The sequence below is a fragment of the Zavarzinella sp. genome (assembly GCA_041399155.1).
GTDB lineage: Bacteria > Planctomycetota > Planctomycetia > Gemmatales > Gemmataceae > JAWKTI01.
The window spans coordinates 186,496-204,222 of record JAWKTI010000005.1; the positions used below are offsets into that span (position 1 = coordinate 186,496).

Annotated in this window: 13 protein-coding genes; 8 read left to right on the forward strand and 5 right to left on the reverse strand. The window is 49.1% G+C overall.

The window, feature by feature from the left end; genetic code table 11:
* The first annotated feature begins 198 nt into the window (after positions 1-198).
* Together R3B84_21245 and R3B84_21250 are read left to right on the forward strand one after the other, a co-directional pair.
* Positions 199-1,803 (forward strand): DUF6798 domain-containing protein, encoded by a 1,605-nt coding sequence (locus R3B84_21245; GenBank protein ID MEZ6143097.1) that lies wholly within the window; start codon positions 199-201, stop codon positions 1,801-1,803.
* Positions 1,804-1,899: 96 nt separating this feature from the next.
* The gene (locus R3B84_21250; GenBank protein ID MEZ6143098.1) at positions 1,900-3,342 is read left to right on the forward strand and encodes an arylsulfatase; all 1,443 of its coding nucleotides are present in this window, start codon (positions 1,900-1,902) and stop codon (positions 3,340-3,342) included.
* 41 nt (positions 3,343-3,383) lie between these two features.
* Here R3B84_21250 and R3B84_21255 read toward each other — a convergent pair whose 3' ends face one another.
* Complete coding sequence (locus R3B84_21255) at positions 3,384-4,037, reverse strand: GDSL-type esterase/lipase family protein (GenBank protein MEZ6143099.1); 654 nt, start codon at positions 4,035-4,037, stop codon at positions 3,384-3,386.
* 257 nt (positions 4,038-4,294) lie between these two features.
* Positions 4,295-5,788 carry a glucose-6-phosphate isomerase gene (locus R3B84_21260; protein ID MEZ6143100.1) on the reverse strand — a complete coding sequence of 498 codons (1,494 nt, stop codon included), beginning with the start codon at positions 5,786-5,788 and terminating at the stop codon, positions 4,295-4,297.
* Between the two features lie 109 nt (positions 5,789-5,897).
* Here R3B84_21260 and R3B84_21265 point away from each other — a divergent pair, with 109 nt between their 5' ends.
* Complete coding sequence (locus tag R3B84_21265; GenBank protein ID MEZ6143101.1) at positions 5,898-7,103, forward strand: 2,3-bisphosphoglycerate-independent phosphoglycerate mutase; 1,206 nt, start codon at positions 5,898-5,900, stop codon at positions 7,101-7,103.
* Positions 7,104-7,132: 29 nt separating this feature from the next.
* Here R3B84_21265 and R3B84_21270 read toward each other — a convergent pair whose 3' ends face one another.
* A complete protein-coding gene (locus R3B84_21270) occupies positions 7,133-7,660 on the reverse strand; it encodes a hypothetical protein (protein ID MEZ6143102.1) in 528 nt (175 codons plus the stop codon).
* Positions 7,657-7,929, reverse strand: coding sequence for a DUF1778 domain-containing protein (locus R3B84_21275; protein MEZ6143103.1), 273 nt, complete (start codon positions 7,927-7,929; stop codon positions 7,657-7,659). Before R3B84_21275 ends, R3B84_21270 begins: the two co-directional genes overlap by 4 nt.
* Before the next feature lie 166 nt (positions 7,930-8,095).
* On the opposite strand from R3B84_21275, the gene R3B84_21280 reads away from it, so the two are divergent.
* Together R3B84_21280 and R3B84_21285 are read left to right on the forward strand one after the other, a co-directional pair.
* A complete protein-coding gene (locus R3B84_21280) occupies positions 8,096-8,881 on the forward strand; it encodes an MBL fold metallo-hydrolase (protein MEZ6143104.1) in 786 nt (261 codons plus the stop codon).
* A 33-nt stretch (positions 8,882-8,914) separates the two neighbouring features.
* Entirely contained in the window at positions 8,915-10,399 is a 1,485-nt protein-coding gene (locus R3B84_21285; GenBank protein ID MEZ6143105.1) for a hypothetical protein, read from the forward strand.
* 9 nt (positions 10,400-10,408) lie between these two features.
* Here R3B84_21285 and R3B84_21290 read toward each other — a convergent pair whose 3' ends face one another.
* On the reverse strand, positions 10,409-11,503 hold the full coding sequence (locus tag R3B84_21290) for a tRNA pseudouridine(13) synthase TruD (protein ID MEZ6143106.1): 1,095 nt from the start codon (positions 11,501-11,503) through the stop codon (positions 10,409-10,411).
* Between the two features lie 458 nt (positions 11,504-11,961).
* Here R3B84_21290 and R3B84_21295 point away from each other — a divergent pair, with 458 nt between their 5' ends.
* The 3 genes from R3B84_21295 (at position 11,962) to R3B84_21305 (ending at position 17,714) form a co-directional block, all read left to right on the forward strand.
* Positions 11,962-13,071 carry an aminotransferase class I/II-fold pyridoxal phosphate-dependent enzyme gene (locus tag R3B84_21295; protein MEZ6143107.1) on the forward strand — a complete coding sequence of 370 codons (1,110 nt, stop codon included), beginning with the start codon at positions 11,962-11,964 and terminating at the stop codon, positions 13,069-13,071.
* A gap of 39 nt (positions 13,072-13,110) precedes the next feature.
* A complete protein-coding gene (locus R3B84_21300) occupies positions 13,111-14,820 on the forward strand; it encodes an amidohydrolase (protein MEZ6143108.1) in 1,710 nt (569 codons plus the stop codon).
* A 332-nt stretch (positions 14,821-15,152) separates the two neighbouring features.
* Positions 15,153-17,714 carry a S41 family peptidase gene (locus tag R3B84_21305; GenBank protein MEZ6143109.1) on the forward strand — a complete coding sequence of 854 codons (2,562 nt, stop codon included), beginning with the start codon at positions 15,153-15,155 and terminating at the stop codon, positions 17,712-17,714.
* The last annotated feature ends 13 nt before the right edge of the window (positions 17,715-17,727 follow it).

Sequence of the window (17,727 nt, forward strand, 5' to 3'; positions counted from 1 at the left end):
CCTGCAGAACTGGATGGAACATAAAACCCATTCGGGTGCCAAAAAACCACTCATTTCAGTAAGGTGGATTGTATTGGTAATCAACCTTGTGGATGAAGTACAAACAAGATCTTCACGGTCTCAGGGGAAGAAAGTCTAGGATCACGTGGGCAAACTGATCACAGCATCGATAATCGTGTTCCGCATCCGTCATTTTGAATGCGGTTTCATACAACGGCATACAAGGAACTATTTGCCCACGGTTTAGAAATGCGCTACTACTGGCTACTTTCCATCCTGCTTGCGATGATCTTTGCCTGGAGTCATACGCAATCACCGTTGTTTTACTCCAATCAGAATCAGTATTTGCTGCATGCTGCGGGTAAGGTACCGTGGGGGCATTTGTCTCAGGATTGGCTGGCAAATACACGCGACCCCACACCCGTTTTTTCCGGTGGTGCCACCATTCTCTGGAAAACGGTGGGCGTCTGGTCATTTCAAGTAATCTATTTTCTGGCACTGATGGGCTATTTTCTGCTTCTTTCCCACCTGGTGCGTGTGGTATTTTCCCTGAAATGGCATTTCGGCTGGGCGTGTGTCTTCATTCTGTTGCATGCTGGAATACTGCGTTTTGCTTCCGATCGGCTGATTGGCGTGGATTATCCCTGGTTTTTCCATTGTGGGCTGGCGAGCCAGTATATTCTGGGGCCAGGTTTACAGCCTTCCGTGTTTGGGGTGGTGGTTCTGGCGGGAATTGTTGCCTACTCCAGTGGCAGAACTTTACTGGCAGTATTTCTGGTGGCTGCAGCCAACTTGGTACATTCCACCTATCTGCTGGCGGCAGCGATGCTGACTGCCGGTTTCATCCTGGATCATCTCTTACGTCGCGACTGGAAAACTGCCCTGAAATGCGGTGGGCTGGCTCTGTTGACCGTGTCTCCGATTGTGATTTTCAACTGGCTGAAATTCGGGCCAGCAGATGCAGAACTGTTTCGGCAGTCGCAGGCAATCATTGCGTGGGATCGAATTCCCCATCATACCTTGTTGTCACGCTGGTTTGACTGGATTGCCGCCGTGCAGGTGGGCTGGATTCTGCTGGCGGTGGCGTTTTTATACCGCACGAGGCTATTTGTTCCTCTGCTGACAACCTGCATTCTTGCAGCCGTGGGCACGCTGATGGTACTGCAGACCCACCACGCCACACTGGCACTGATGTTTCCATGGCGAATTTCTGCAGTATTGGTGCCTATTGCCACAGCAATCAATCTGGGATTTCTTTTTAGTAAGATTCGTTGTGCCCCCACTTGGTGCCAGGGAATTGGTATTGTGATCTTACTGTTCACCACTGGTGGGGCCTTCTACCTGTATTACAACAAACTGGCCTATCGCGAACCGGAAGGGGAAAACGCCGCGATGGATTATGTTGCCAGCACTGCAACTGCCGAAGATCTCTATCTCGTGCCCGCTCGATTTGCCAAGCCCACGACGAAACGCGGGGTATTCTCATCCACCTTTTCCCGTGGGCCCAAACGCGATGCAATCGTCTATTTCGAAATGGCCCGCTTTCGCTTAACCACGGGTGCCCGCCTGTTTGTTGATTTCAAATCGATCCCATATTACGCAGACGATATTATCGAATGGAAACGACGGGTTGAGCGGTGCGTGAGGTGGTTTGGCCAATCGAGCTGGAATGAAGAGCTGATTGCAGAAATGAAACAGGAAGGAATTACCCACGTGGTGGTGCCCACCCAGACACCGATTACCTCATCCCACCTGGAGTTGAAGTTTGAAGGTGGGACCTACCGCGTCTATCAGCTAAAATGAGTTTCCTCTCATTTTCTTCCCATCGAATCAAATTGTTTCTTTCGGTTAAGATCTCTATTCGGTAAACTAACGCTTTCAACCGAGGAGAAACCTCTCATGAGAATTGGATTTGCATTGGCGCTGATTGTCTGTAGTGCCAGTTTCAGTTTTGCAAAAGATCGCCCACCGAACATTGTTTTCATTATGGCAGACGATCTGGGATATGAAGAACTGGGCTGTTTCGGACAGAAAATGATCCGAACACCAGCAGTGGATGCATTAGCAAAAGGTGGGATGAAACTGACCCGATTTTACTCCGGCAATGCCGTCTGCGCACCTTCGCGGTGTAATCTGATGACTGGCAAGCACCCAGGGCACGCCTTCGTGCGAGATAACCGCCAGTTTGTGCCCAAAATGGAAGGCCAGTTTCCCATGGCGGATGGGGAAATCACTGTGGCAGAAGTGCTGAAAAAGCATGGCTATGCCACCGGCGCCATGGGGAAATGGGGCCTGGGCATGTTTGATACGGAAGGCAGTCCGTTGAAACAGGGTTTCGACTACTTTTATGGCTACAACTGCCAGGCACACGCCCACACGCACTATCCGACCCACATTTATCGGAACGACAAACGAATTGACCTTCCCGGAAACAATGGTCAGACCGGCGATACCTATACACAGGACATGTTTGAAAAAGAGGCTTTGGAATTCGTTGAGAAAAATCAACAGAAGCCCTTTTTCCTCTACCTGCCATTTACCGTGCCCCACGTGGCGGTACAGGTGCCGGATGATTCGCTGGCGGAATACCTTGGCAAACTGGGCGACGATCCTGCCTACGATGGCTCGAAGGGTTATCGCAAACACCCTGCACCACACGCTGGTTATGCGGCAATGGTCACTCGGATGGACCGCACCGTGGGGCGGTTAATGGCAAAGCTGAAAGAATTAAAACTTGATGAGAACACACTGGTGATTTTTACCAGCGATAACGGACCCACCCACAATGTTGGTGGGGCGGATTCCACATTTTTTGAATCGGCAGGTAAGCTTCGTGGCCTGAAGGGCAGCCTTTATGAAGGTGGAATTCGTGTGCCTACAGTGGCCTATTGGCCCGGAAAAATAGCCCCCGGTTCCGAATCTACCAGTCCATTCGCCCACTGGGACGTCCTTCCCACGTTGGCAGAAGTAGCAGGCGCTCCTGCACCGCAGGGAATTGATGGCATCAGCTTTTTGCCCACCTTGCTGGGTAAGGAACAGAAACAACATGAGTTTCTGTATTGGGAGTTTCCCGGTTATGGAGGTCAGCAGGCAGTGCAGGCTGGCCCATGGAAAGCGGTGCGGCAAAAATTAGGCACCGGCGTGGTCAAAACGGAACTTTACAATCTGCAGAATGACCCTTACGAAGCAACGGATGTCGCCAGCCAGCACCCCGATGTGGTGAAAAAAATGGAAGCGATCATGGTGCAGGAACACACCCCATCAAAAATCTTCCCACTGCAAAGCATCGATTTTGTGCCGAAGAAGAAAGTGAATCCCAAGCCCAAAGCGAAAAAACAATAACCCCATTGTGCGGGGAAGTATTTTCATGAAGTTTCCGTAAGTTACTTCAGTTCAAGCATTTCCGTAATTTTCGCGGTGACAGCTTTCACCAGGAAGGCATTCCCGGCTGGCGTATAGTGCGTGCCATCTTTTCCGAGGCACTTCGCCGGATCGTTCTGTTGGACCACCTGATACAGATCGTTCAGCGGCACGCCATGTTTTTTCATTATTTTGGTCGCCACCTCATTGAATTTCTTCACATCCGCATCAAAACGGTCGAAATTGGCTTTCCTGCCTGCGTGCCGCTCATCAATAATGGGCGTGGTCAGTGCATACACCAGTTTCGCCTTCGTGCTGGTTTTCAACTGGGTAATGATTTCATTCAGATTTTTCTCATAATCAGCCAGACTAACCTGAAATGAGCCATTTTTCATTTTTTTCAGGTCGTGCAGCCCACAATTGATGTGTACCAGATCAGGCTGGGGGTCAATTGCCCATGCTTTGAGGTTTTTCAGCACGTTGGAACTATCTCCACCGTTCGGTTTGGGAGAAATGATGGTCACTTTGCCTTGTAGTGCCTTGATCACTTCCGGTGCGTAACCCATGCGGATGGAATCACCAATCAGCACCACGGTGGGCAATTTTTTTGCGGGTTCCTGTGCCCCACCGATGTGGGGGATTGCAAACAGCAAAGTCAGTAACAGAATTCGATACAAGTGATTACTCCATAAGAGGTTACGCAAGAAGCACAGAATGGATTCTTTGCAGATTCCACCCCATACGCAATGGTATTGAACCGCAGAAAGTGACCAGAATCAAGCAAGAAACGGAAAAGGTGAACAAGTAGTGATTTTTGACCAGCCACAATTGAATAACAACCTATCAGGCTCGGAAATTTCAGTTGGCACTTCGAAACTATCTTAAGCCCATTCATCTATGAAAAGCGTTGTGGGCAGGTTCTTATTCGATCTGGTCAATTCCCATTAATTTCTGCCGATGGGGCGTTGCCAGTTTCTTTTAACAGTCGGATCATGTTTTTCTTGTAGGCTTCTACCCCAGGCTGGCCATAAGGATTAATGCCAAGCATTTTCCCTTCAACTACCGTGGCCAGCATCAGCATCTGCATTAACTGGCCGATCGTGTGTTCGGAGAGCACTGGTAATGTTATCGTGGCGGTGGGACGGGCTGCTTCCCAATACGCCTGATTCGTACCGGCGGCAGCAGCAGTTAAAATCTCCGGCAGGGTGCGGCGGCTGAACTGGTTCAGGTCATCTTCATTGCGATCGTTCATCCCCACCGCGATTGGTGCGTGGCGGGTCGATTTCACCATCAGATTGTTAATGAATTTATCGCGGCTGCCTTCCTGAAACTGTTGCCCACGGGAATGCAGGTCGCGAGTCTGAACTGCTGTCAATGGGGTGGGGCCAATCGATTCCTTGCCCAGCGATTCTGCCAGTAACTGGTCGTACCACATGCCCAGTGCTTCCAGCTTTTTGGTCCACACAGCCATAATGCGGGTGTTCTTTTCCAGTTTCGCACTCATCAGATGATTGACCGCAACGAATTGCAGGACGGGATTGCGCTCGAAAGGTTCTTCCAGAAATCGCTGCGTCATGCTGGCAGCACCGAGTAGCAGAGCCTGGACATCCAGCCCCAGAATGGCTGCGGGAACCAGGCCCACCGCAGTAAACACGGAAAAACGCCCGCCGATGCCATCTGGAATGTTCAGAATCGACGGATCTTCAAAGCCATCTGCGTGGCAGAGATTGCGTAATTTCCCTTGTGGGCCGGTAACCGGAATGATTTTGCTTCGCCAGGTTTTGCCATCCCCACCGTAATATCGGCTGAGTTCGTCTCGCACCACTCGGTAGGCGGCCGCGGTTTCAATGGTGCCACCCGATTTGCTGATGACCACGGTGCCCCAGCGTTCTTCGGGCAGATCAGGATCGACGCAGGTATTTTCCAGCAGTTCAATCAGGTCCCGCAGGGTATCGTTGTCGACATTGTTCCCTTCAAAATACAGGCGGGGCTTGCCCAGCCGCATTTTCGGTGGCAGTTCATTGTGATAAGTGTGGGTCAGTGCGTCGAACAACGCCTTTGCACCGAGATACGAACCGCCAATGCCCAGCACTACCACGCGATCAACATCGCGGGCCATTGCATGAGAAAGCTTTAATATTCTGCCCAGCTCTGAATTTTCACCTTTCCTGCGGTATTGGTCCAGCAGCTTCCCGGGGTAATCAATAAAGCCATTGTCCAGTGGCTGCAATTCAGGTGGGATTTCCTGTAACTGCCGTTCGCTTGCCACTTTCTGGCGAATTTGCATCAATTCCTGACGCAATCCGTCAATCTGAGAAACTTTTAAGAAATTCTGGCTCTGAAGTTCTGCCAGTGGTGTCCAGGCTTCCGCACGTGGGCTGATCGCACCGGAATAGTCAAACGCGATCGATTCATCAGGCAACTGCATAAACGCTTACATCCCACATTAGAGAATGATGAGAACTTTCACCGGAATTCGGCACAACCTGCCTACAGCATACTGTACGTCCTATTGTTGTGTCCGTAAACTCCACGAAATGAAGACACACGATTTGATCCGCGAATTAAAGGAATCTAATGATTCCAAAATTGTCCTGCTGGTAGCTGATGGTCTGGGTGGACTACCCATGCAGCCAGGTGGGAAAACAGAACTGGAACGCGCCTCTACGCCCAACCTGGACGATTGTGTCCGCGATGGGGTATGCGGGCTGAGCATTCCAGTATTACGTGGTATTACACCTGGCAGTGGACCAGGCCACCTGGGGCTGTTTGGTTACGACCCATTGGAATATCGCATTGGGCGTGGCATTCTGGAGGCACTGGGCATTAATTTCCAGGTGGGCTCCCGCGATGTGGCCGTGCGTGGCAATTTCGTAACTCTGGATGCCGCAGGCAACATCTCCGATCGACGTGCAGGCCGGCCATCCACCGATGTCTGTAAGGCGATGGTCGCCAAAATGCGACAAATTACCGTGCCAGGTGTCGAAATCTTTGTCGAACCGGTGAAAGAACACCGATTTGTGGCTGTTTTCCGTGGGGATGGCCTGGGCGATGCGATTAACGATACCGATCCGCAGGCAGTAGGTGTCCCACCATTACTGGCGAAGGGCGCTGATCCCGCTTCGGAAAAAACTGCCGCTGCGGTGAATGAATTTATCGCCAAAGTACAGGATCTGCTGAAAAACGATCTCCCCACCAACGGTGCGACGATGCGAGGTTTCGCCCGTTACCCGAATATTGCCACGATGGAAGAGATTTACGGCCTCCGCTCTGCCGCAATTGCCGTTTACCCCATGTACAAGGGCCTGGCACGCCTGGTGGGAATGGATATTCTTGATGCGGGAGACAGTCTGCAAACTCAGGTGGATACCATGAAGGCCCACTGGGAAAAGTACGATTTCTTCTTCATGCACTACAAATACACCGACAGCACAGGTGAAGATGGCAATTTCACTGAAAAAGTAGACAAAATCGAAGAACTGGATGCCATTGTGCCACAGATTCTGGGCCTCAAACCGACCGTGTTCATCGTCACCGGCGACCACAGTACACCAAGCAAGATGAAATCCCACTCATGGCATTCGGTACCCACCTTATTGCTGGCGAACAACGCACGCACCGATGCGGTGACTGAATTCAGCGAATCAGCCTGCCTGCGTGGCGGTCTGGGGGAATTTTATGCCAAAGACCTGATGCTGCTGGCCATGGCCCACGCCAACCGGCTAGGGAAATACGGAGCTTAGATTTGCGAAAGGTTATGATGAGAAGAAAGTCAGTTTTCTGAAGTTATTATCCGTTCCAATTGTGCAAAACTCAAAAACAGTCTTAATGGGCAACCAGGCAATTCATGAAAGTCAAAACGTTGGTAGAACTTTTTGGAGTTCTCGTCAATGCAATCAACTACAATAGCGATGAATGCAAAGGTTTGACCAGCTTCGTAGCAATCACACAAGGCATTCGCAAAAAGCCGATCACCCAATCCCATACCCTGATTCACTGTGGTAACGCCTAACCAAGCCAATATCGCTACAGGTAACATACGACGGGGTAATTTTCTAACAATTTCGTTTGGAAGATCTCCAAAATGTACTTGGCCAAGTGCAAGTGAATAAAAGCCTGCAACATTGCTATCTTCATCAAGTAATACCTTGGTCACAGATAGGTGTTTAGCTTGGTTTTGCAGGGCTTTGGTTGTCAGCCAATCATCAACTAATGGCTGCCCACAAGTAAATTTTTTGCGGTCATGCCCTTTTTCCAAACGCTCCAATCGAAAACCAGGAGGGAATTGCACCCGGCTCATGCTTCTCCACGCATTAACTTGCCAAGTTGAACTTGTGCTTGAGTCAGCTTGACTGGTGCGTTCAATGCTTGCCAAAATGCAAGTTGTTCCTCAGGTGTCAGCAATATTGTCTGTGCTGCTGCAGCTTCAATTTCCTTTCGTGCTTGAGAAATCATTACCTGGCGAACATAGTCGCTGACACTGATCCGCCTCAGTTCTGCAGCTTTCACTAAGACTGCCTTACTCTCTTCGTCGAGTTGTACCATCAGCGAGGACTGGGATTTTTCCATAATCGACACCCCTTTTCAAATTATTGTACTGCATATTCCCTCGCCATGCTTACAGTCCATTGTTCTAAACTGGTACAGATGCCACAATTACTCCCTGTTTTTCATTCCCCATTCCGGCGGTTGGGCTTATAGAATATCCCCATTAGCAAATGTAAGGTATTGTTGGATGAAAAAGCGGAAGTACATCTTTCCCAACGTAATTGAATTGAATTACCAGGCGGGACACTGCATCGGTGTGAATGTCTACCTGGTGGAGAGCGCTGGTGAGTACTTTTTAATCGATATCGGTTTTGAAGATTCCGTGGATGAAATCGTCGAATTAATCCGCGAAATGGACTTCAGCCTGGCGAAATGCAAAGGGATTATTGCTACCCATGCTGACAGCGACCATATTCAGGGGTTGGCAAAAGCCAAAGAGAAGCTGAAAACGCCTGTCCTGACCCACCCACTGTCGCAAATTCCGATTGAAGCGGGCGATGCACTGGCCACTTATGCCAGTATTCCGGCTCAAGGGATTGATATTCCGATGCCGGCCTGCAAAATCGACACTCTGATCAATGAGGGCGACGTGTTGACAGTAGGTGATCTCCAGTTACAAGTGTGGCACACTCCTGGGCATACCCCCGGGCAGCTTGCTCTGAAGATGAAAAACCTGCTTTTTTCAGGCGACAACATCTACAAAGACAGCTGCGTGGGTGTGATCGACGCCCACCATGGCTCGAATTTGCCCGATTTTGTGAAGTCGTTGAAGCGAATTCTGAACGATGATTCCGAATTCTTACTTCCCAGCCACGGACCAGTGTTTAAGCGTGATCAAACGATCATTCAGAAAGCAATCGACCGGCTTACGCAGTACCAGTATATGTCCGATTTCGGTACCTGTGCCATTGATTGGCCCCTGATGCACGAATGGGAAGCAGATGTGATTGCGGGGAGACTACCCTCTTTCTAAACCCCTTCAAACCTCTTGTTGGAGACTTTCCTGATGCCAAGAAAGTACATCGACGATGACGATGATGACGATCTGCCCAGATCGCGGCGAGCCAAAAAACGGCTTGTTGAAGATGACGATGATCGCCCACGATCACGCCGCAAAGACTTTGATGCGGAACCAGCAAAATCTAAGAAAATTCTCATCATTGGCATTGCCAGTGGGGTAGGGGTGCTGGCACTTGCCATCGTACTCTTCCTGATCTTTCGTGGGAAATCATCAAACAATTCCGATGGGCCATCTGGTGCCGATCTGGCAAGTAAGCCTGTTCTGAATGTTGGTACTGATGGTCTGGCCAATGAATGCCAGGGACCCTTTGTTTCTGCCAATGGCAAATTTGGTGCCGTTTTTGTTGCAGAGAAAGCCCAGCGAAACATCGGCGATCTGCACGTATACGCCGTCGACGGTGGGGCAAAAAAGGGGGCGATTCGCTGCACCATGAGACAGTTCAGTACAGACTTTCAGATTACCATCAGTTCGGATGGGAAGTATGTGCTGCTGGCAGAAAATATCCCTGGATCGGGCACGTCGTTACAAATCTGGTCGGTAGCCGATTCCAGACAGCAGGTGCAGAACTGGGTCCCGTATGGGCGAGAAGAGATCTATCTGGCAGAATTTGTTGCGAACAATCAATTGCTCATAGTGCTGAAGAACGGGCGTTTCCGCCTCTGGCAAATGTCAGAAGTGAATAACCAGTTGGTGATTCAGGAAAATGTGATTGCTGATCAGGCAATCCCACTTTCAGGTGTCCGTGGGCGTTTTGGTGGTTTTGGCCGCCAGACTGGCTGGCTGCCCAAATACTCTGTTGCGATCGATCCGAAACTGGAAAAAGTAGCAATCTATCATGGCCAGAAAAGTGTGGGTACAGTGATCTACACACTGGTGAAATCCGGTGAAAACGAGCCTGGAATGCCCATTGCATCGGTAGCACACTTCGAAAATCAGGAAGTCACCGATGGCAGGGCATTGGCTTTCAGCCCAAATGGAAAGAATCTCTTAATCGGATTAAACAATCCAGGAAAGTTCATTGCCTTGGACTGGCAGGCAGGAACGATTATTGCCCGTGAAGACCCCACGGTCGTGCGGATGCAGAACGTCTCCCACCTGGCATGGTGGGGCGATGATAACATCATTGGTTTTGGTTCCCGACAAAATGCGGTCATTTATAACATTCCGATCCAGAATATCGCACGACAGGTAATGGTGCCCGGCAGTGGGGTAAATCAGACGGAATTCGTGGTGAATTTCTCCTTAACTGGCAGAATGTTTTACCTTTACAGCGATGGCCGGAATACCACCTGCAGTTTGCTGGCAGTGGATCAGCCTACTACCGGATTTACGTCGGGGGAAACCTTTATGATCACTCCCACTGGTAACCAGAAAGTGTTCAAGCGGTTGTGGATGGAATCGGATGGTATTCGCTACGATCCCACCCGAATTAATGCTCCGGTGGACAGAAACTTTCTGCTCTTCCAATAGCACCTGTTGTTACTGATCGTTTTCGGAAGCTGCTACTTCACCCACTTCACCGATCGCTGGCGTTGGTTCCGTCAATTGATCAGTTTTCAGCAGCTCCCGCAACAAAATCGTTGCGTAACTGCCACTGGGCAGGCTGAAATCCAACACCAGCAGGCCATCCACCCACTCGTGCCGTAAGTCGTTCAGATATACCAGGTTAGGTCGCCTGGTTCCCTGCATGATCTTTTCAAAAGGCACAAATTGTGCGGTGGCAATTCCCAGTTGATCCAACAATTCCAATTCACGCATTAATGCAACATTTTTTGCAGGGAACATTTTCGTGCCGTAAATTGGCCCACGAAACATGATTTCACGTGCTTCGAATCGCTGCTGTTCTACTGCGGGATCTTCGGACACAAATATCCCACCGTGGGGCCATTTCCCCATTACATCGCCCGGCAGTACAGTAAATAACTCGCCTCGGGAGTGCCTTCTGGTCAGGTAATGGTTGAATAACCACGATTGTACTGCTGAAAGTGATAGTTTTTTCAGAAATGGGGTGCGGGCACGCCGGACCTTTCCTGTCAGAAGGTCGTGGCCCAGTTGCAAGGTTTCATCTTCCAGACCGAATCGCTGGTCACCGTAGGCGTTTAACATGCCAGATTGCCGGATTTGGTTCAGTAATTGTGCCACCACGGAATCCTGGGTGGGATCACATTCTGAAATGGTAATCCGAAAGCGATTCCCTTCCAGATGGCCCGTTTTCAGCTTATTCTGGTGCCAGTTCGTTTCCAGAATGGTAAAGCCGGGCAGTTGAAACTGGTCCAACTTTGCTTCACATTGCCTGGGTAGTGAAATCCACTGCCGCGTGACTGCCCGCCGATCTTTCATTCCAGCGTAGCCCACCGCCTCACGTGGGATGTGCAACTGATAACTGAGCTGCCGCACCAGGTAGTCGGTAGAAATATCCGTTTTTTCAATCCACAAGTAGAGATGTTCCCCACTTCCAGATGGGACGTAGGCGGGGATCTCTTCCACATGAAAATGTTCTGGAATTGATTTGATGATTCCAGCCACCTTCAAGGTGGGATTCGTTAAATAGGGCAACTGTGCGTGCTGCAACATACCAATCAATTCCTAATGAGCCAGTATTTATGAGAACAAATTCACTTTTGGTGCTGCCGCACACGCTTTCGCTGAAAATTTTGAAAAAATTTCGATCAACACAACTACTTTTCTTATAAGCACTTACGTCGATTCAAGAAAATTCCCCTGATATCTTCACAGAATCTTCATATCAATTCTAAGTGATCAAGCATATATTAATATTGTGTACAAATGATCAATCAGATCGTTTTCGCTGTTTATCTTCCCACGAACAGCCACTTTTTCTCTGTACGTGATGTGATACGAGGTACGGAGAATGAAAACACTTTTCAGCCTTAGAGAATCCCACCAATTGATGGGGCGTTCCACCAGTTTCCTACAAAAGTGGCTTTGGAAAACGGTATTTCTGGAGCGATTTCCACGCACCTCCTGTGGTTCCTTTTATAATTCCAGTTCCCCAGTCATTGAGTGATAACATGCACGACCATTGGATCGCGGAGCGGATGTCTCGCATTGAAACTTCTGGCATTCGCAGAGTTTTTGATTTAGGCAAGAAATTAACCAACCCAATCAATCTCAGTATTGGTCAGCCCCACTTTCCAGTACCGGATGTGGTGCAACAAGCGGCAATTTCTGCCATTCAGCATGGGGGAAACGGTTACTCCGTCACGCAGGGTGTGGCATCCCTGCTGCAAAAATTAAAGCTTCAAACCCAGACACGTTTACCAGGTCAAAAACGCGAGTTACTTGTAACATCAGGCACTTCGGGTGCGTTGGTGCTGGCAATGATCAGTTCGGTGAATCCTGGCGATGAAGTCATTATTTTCGACCCTTACTTCGTGGCCTATCCCAACCTGATTGCCATTGCAGGTGGGGTTCCTGTGATCATTGACACTTACCCTGACTTTCAGATCGACGTCGAAAAGGTGCGTGCTGCCATTACGCCACGCACCAAGATGATCATTTTCTCCAGCCCCGCCAACCCCACAGGGATCACCACCCCACGGGAAACATTGCAGGCACTGGTCGAATTGGCCAAGGAACATCAGATATTGCTGGTTTCCGACGAAATCTATCGGGCGTTCTGGTACGATGGACCTTTCTGCAGTGCGTCCGAATTCGATGAAAATGTGCTCGTGGTTGATGGCTTTGGGAAAACGTACGCCGTTACTGGCTGGCGATTGGGTTTTGCCCACGGACCAGCAAAATTGATCGATAAGATGGCCACCGCCCAGCAGTTTACATTTGTCTGTGCCCCACAACCATTTCAATTGGCTGCCGAAGCCATGCTGGACTATGATGTTACATCGATTGTCGATGACTACCGCAAGAAGCGGGTTCGGATATGCGACGAACTGGCAGACTGTTACAAGTTCAATCGCTCCCAGGGTGCGTTTTACCTGTTCGCCGAAGCACCAGGTGGAGACGCGAACAGGTTTTTTGAAGCGGCATTGGAAAAAAATCTGCTCATCATTCCAGGTGGGGCATTCAGTAAACGAAACACCCACTTTCGGGTCAGTTTTGCCGCAGACGATGAAACATTGTCCAGAGGAATTGCTGTTTTAAAAGAGCTTGCAGCAGGTTAGCAGCAATGCCTGACAGGAATTTCATCGGAGGTATATGACGTGAAGCGAATACATCTGTTTATCACATTTTTGCTACTGGTTTGCGGTATTCGCGCTGGTTTGGGCAACGAACCAGCCGAAGTCATCTATCATGGTGGCGAAGTTCTAACAATTGACGATAGAAACCCAAGCACGGAAGCCGTTGCGATTCGGAATGGTAGAATCGTTGAAGTTGGGAAATTTGCCGATGTTGTGAAGCACAAAGGTGAAAAGACGGCCATGATCGATTTACAAGGCCATTGTATGTTACCAGGCTTTGTGGATGGACACGGGCATTGTTATAACACAGGCATTCAGGCAGTGTGTGCAAATCTTCTTGCCCCACCCGACCACACCATCAGGGACATTCGTAAACTTCAAGATGAGTTAAAAAAGTGGTCTTCAACAGAAACGTCTAAAAAATACAAGTTGATTGTTGGTTTCGGATACGATGATGCTCAACTTAAGGAACAACGACATCCCACAAGACAAGATCTTGATGCTGTCTCCACAGAACTCCCTGTGATCGCGATCCACCAATCTGGCCATCTTTGTGCACTGAATACCAAAGCACTGCAACTGGCTGAAATCACCAAAACGTCAAAAAATCCCACTGGTGGGATCATTCGCCGGGAAAAAGATGGGGAAACACCCGATGGGGTGTTGGAAGAAACTGCATTTATGGCAGCGCTATTAAAACTGATGCCACGTATCGGGGACAAAGAGTCTGACGCAATTGCTGTTGCCGGGATGAAAATTTATGCTGCTAACGGATACACGATGGCACAGGAAGGGCGATCAATGGAGTCGATCGACAAATCCTGGATTCGGTTAGCAGAAGGTAAAAACATGCTCATCGATGTCATCAGTTACCCTGACCTGTCTTTTACAGATAGTCCTTTCGGTATAGACAGCAAATGGCATACATCCAAACTCATCAACGGGTATAGGATTGGAGGTGTCAAACTCAGCCTGGATGGTTCTCCACAAGGAAAGACAGCTTATTTGTCACAGCCATATCTGATCCCACCCCACGGAAAGCCATCGAATTATCGAGGCTATCCTGCAATGCCAGTGGAAGAAGCAAATAAAAAGATTTCGCTTTGTTATCAGAAAGGCTGGCAGTTTCTGGTCCATTGTAATGGGGATGCCGCCGCCGACATGATGTTGGGAGCAGTAAAAGATGCACAGAAAAAATTCCCAGACTGGAAAAAAAGACGCGATGTGATGATTCATTGCCAGACAGTGCGTGAAGATCAGTTGGATCTGATGAAAGAGTTGGGAATTATTCCATCCTTGTTTGGGATGCATTGCTTTTATTGGGGCGACTGGCATCGCGATTCTGTGCTGGGTGCAGAACGTGCAGAACGGATCAGCCCAGCACGATCCGCCTTGAAGAGAGGCATGATTTTCTCCCAACATCACGATGCGCCCGTCGCATTACCGAACGCGATTAGAATCTTGTCATCGGTAGTCACCCGACGCACTCGAAGTGGAGATATTCTGGGAGCAAGTCAGTGTATCTCAGTAGAAAATGCCCTGAAATCTCTTACACTGTGGGCAGCTTACCATCATTTTGAGGAAGCGAATCGAGGGTCAATCGAAGTAGGAAAGTTGGCAGATTTTGTGATCCTGGATAAAAACCCTCATAAAGTACCGATTCTTTACCTCAGTGAACTCAAGGTTCTCGAAACCATCAAAGAGGGAAAAACTATTTTCAAAGCACAATAATTTTGTATACTGCTAGCGAAAATACACATGCTAATGTACATGAATTTATAAGTGAAATGAAATATATTTGTAAAAACTCTTGTGAAAGTGGCGAAAATTATGTTCCCGTCGTCACACCTTCGGGTCCGTTTTGCCGCAGACGATGAAACATTGTCCAGAGGAATTGCTGTTTTAAAAGAGCTGGCTGTTCAATAACGCTTGACAATTCGTCTTTGTAAATACGTAAAATAGAGTACTATGAAGTTTTTGTGGAGTTTGGTAAACTGGTACAATGCTTCGTCGGAACTACAGGTTTTAGGCGAAGTGATTGTACTTAACAAAGGATTACAATAATGACCCGGTGTCGAATTCTGGGAGCATTTCTGGTGCTCCTGACGATGTTTTCCGGATATGGTCTTCAAGCGGACGAGAAAACAACCTACGCCCTGATCGTGGGGGCGGGTAAATTCACTGACCCACAGATTAAAGCCCGTGCTACCGCAGATGCTGATGCCAGTGCCATTTACGATGTATTGGTCGATCCGGCACGTGGTCGTGTTTCTGCAGATAAAGCCACCTTATTGCTTGCTGACACCAAATTGAACAACGCAGCAAAAACTGCTACGAAAGCCAATATTCTGGCAGCGTTTGAAGCAATTACAGCGAAAGCCAAAAAAGAAGACACCGTGCTGATCTATATGGTGATGCAGGGTGCAGGCTTCAGTGGCAAACCGTGCGTCTTCGCAGCAGATTCCAACTTCAAAGAGCGTGCAAAGAACGCACTGTTTCCTGCCGATATCGAAGCAAAAATCAAAGATCTCAAATCAGAGAAAGTCTGTTTTTTCATTGATTTCAACCTGAAAGGCTTTGATTCCAAAGAAGCAGTGGTTGCCCCACGTATCTTTGATTTTGTCCGCGTGGCAATGGCAATTCCTGAAGACGATGAAAGTGGCAAACCAGCTTCCGGGCGGGGGATCTATCTTGCCCAAAGTGGCTTGCAGCCGGTGCTGGTAATTGAAAAACATGGCCTGTTTACCGCTGCCACCCTGGATGCATTGAAAGGTGAAGCGGATACCGATGGTTTTGAGGCAGATGGTCAGGTAACCACAGACGAACTGACCACGTTTTACAACAAAAAACTGCTCGATTACATTCGCAAAGTGGCAAACACCGCGGAAGAACGCAATCAGCGTGTTAGTTATTCCGGCAAACCATTGCACCTGACTTTAACCCGCAATCCCGAACCAGCCAAAGTTGCCGAAGAACGCCTTGCCAAGTTTGCAAAAATGAAAGGCGAATTCAGCAAGGAAGTGGCAATTGATGGACAATCGGTGCTGGATCGGATGCCGCGACTGCTGGCTTTACAGGATTTGCGAAAAGTCTATCAGCAGTTCATTGATGGCAAAATTACCAAAGAAGAGTTGCTGGCTGGCCGCACCCGGATCATTGAAGGGATGAAGATCAGCGATGAGGATGCCCAACTATTCGCAAGAAAAGTCAGCGAAGGGTTGCGATTCGTTAAAGCGAATTACATTAAGCCGCTGGAAATGCCAGCGATGGTGAAAGACGGCATCGAAGGGATGTTCGAGCGGATGGAAGTGCCGATCAGCGAGCAACTTCGTGCCCGCCTGGATAAATCGGCAGACCTGGAATACGACGACCTGGTTGATCTTTTGGCCGATGCTCGCAAAGCATTGGGCAAGCGGGAAGACCTTGCTGACAATCTGGATGTGGAAATTGCCTTCAACCTGGGTATGCGAAAATACGTGGATGATTACACCGTGTATTTCAACCAGGAAAAATCGCAGGATATGGATCGCGAAATGGGCCGATTCACTGGAATTGGCGTGCAGATTCGTCGCGATATTGCCCGCGATGGCCTGCTGGTTGTCACACCGATCCGTGGCAGTCCCGCTTACCGTGCTGGGATCAAAACTGGCGACCTGGTGACCGAAGTGATCTGGGAAGAAGATCCCAAAGGCAAAAAGCTTGATGAGCCCAAAGTGCACAGCACCAAAGGGCTGGATGTTACCGATGCTGTGAAACTGATCCTGGGCGAACCAGGCACCCGCGTCAAGCTGAAGATTGACCGCGAAGGCAGCAAGGAACCGGTAATTATTGAAATTGTGCGTGGACTGGTGGAATCAGAATCAGTCTATGGCTACAAGCGGAATAAGGACGATTCGTGGAATTACTTCATTGATGAAGAGAAGAAAATTGGCTACGTGCACCTTACCCAGTTCTCGGCCACCAGTGGTGTGGAAATGCGTAAAGCATTAACCGCCATGCAGGAACAAGGCGTGAAAGGGGTGGTACTGGATCTGCGATTTAATCCAGGTGGTTACCTCAGCACTGCTGTCGATATCTGTGATATGTTCATCGATGATGGGGTGATTGTTTCTGTTCGCCCACGCAACTCGCTGGTGGGCCAACGTGTGATCCGTGGCCAATCACGTGGCAGCTTCCTCGACTTCCCGATGGTCTGTCTGATTAACGGTGGATCTGCCAGTGGTAGCGAAATTCTTTCTGCCTGCCTGCAAGACCACAACCGTGCAATAATTGTTGGAGAACGAAGCTTTGGCAAAGGCAGCGTGCAGAACGTGGAACGATTTGCTTTAACCGATGGCCGGATCAAGATTACGACGGCAACTTTCTGGCCGCCAAGTGCTCGGAACCTGAACAAAGCCAGCACACCAGGCAAGCCAGAAGATGTATGGGGCGTGATGCCAGACAAAGGTTACGAACTGAAACTGGAACGTGCAGAAAGTGATAAACTGTACGAACGTTTAAACGATTGGGGTATTATTCCTCGTCGTGATCTGCCAGCGAAAGAACCCACCGAGAAGTTTGAAGATAAGCAATTGGACCTGGGCTTGAAGTACCTGCGTGATCAGATTAATTTGACTCGCAAGTAAGCCGACAATTTCC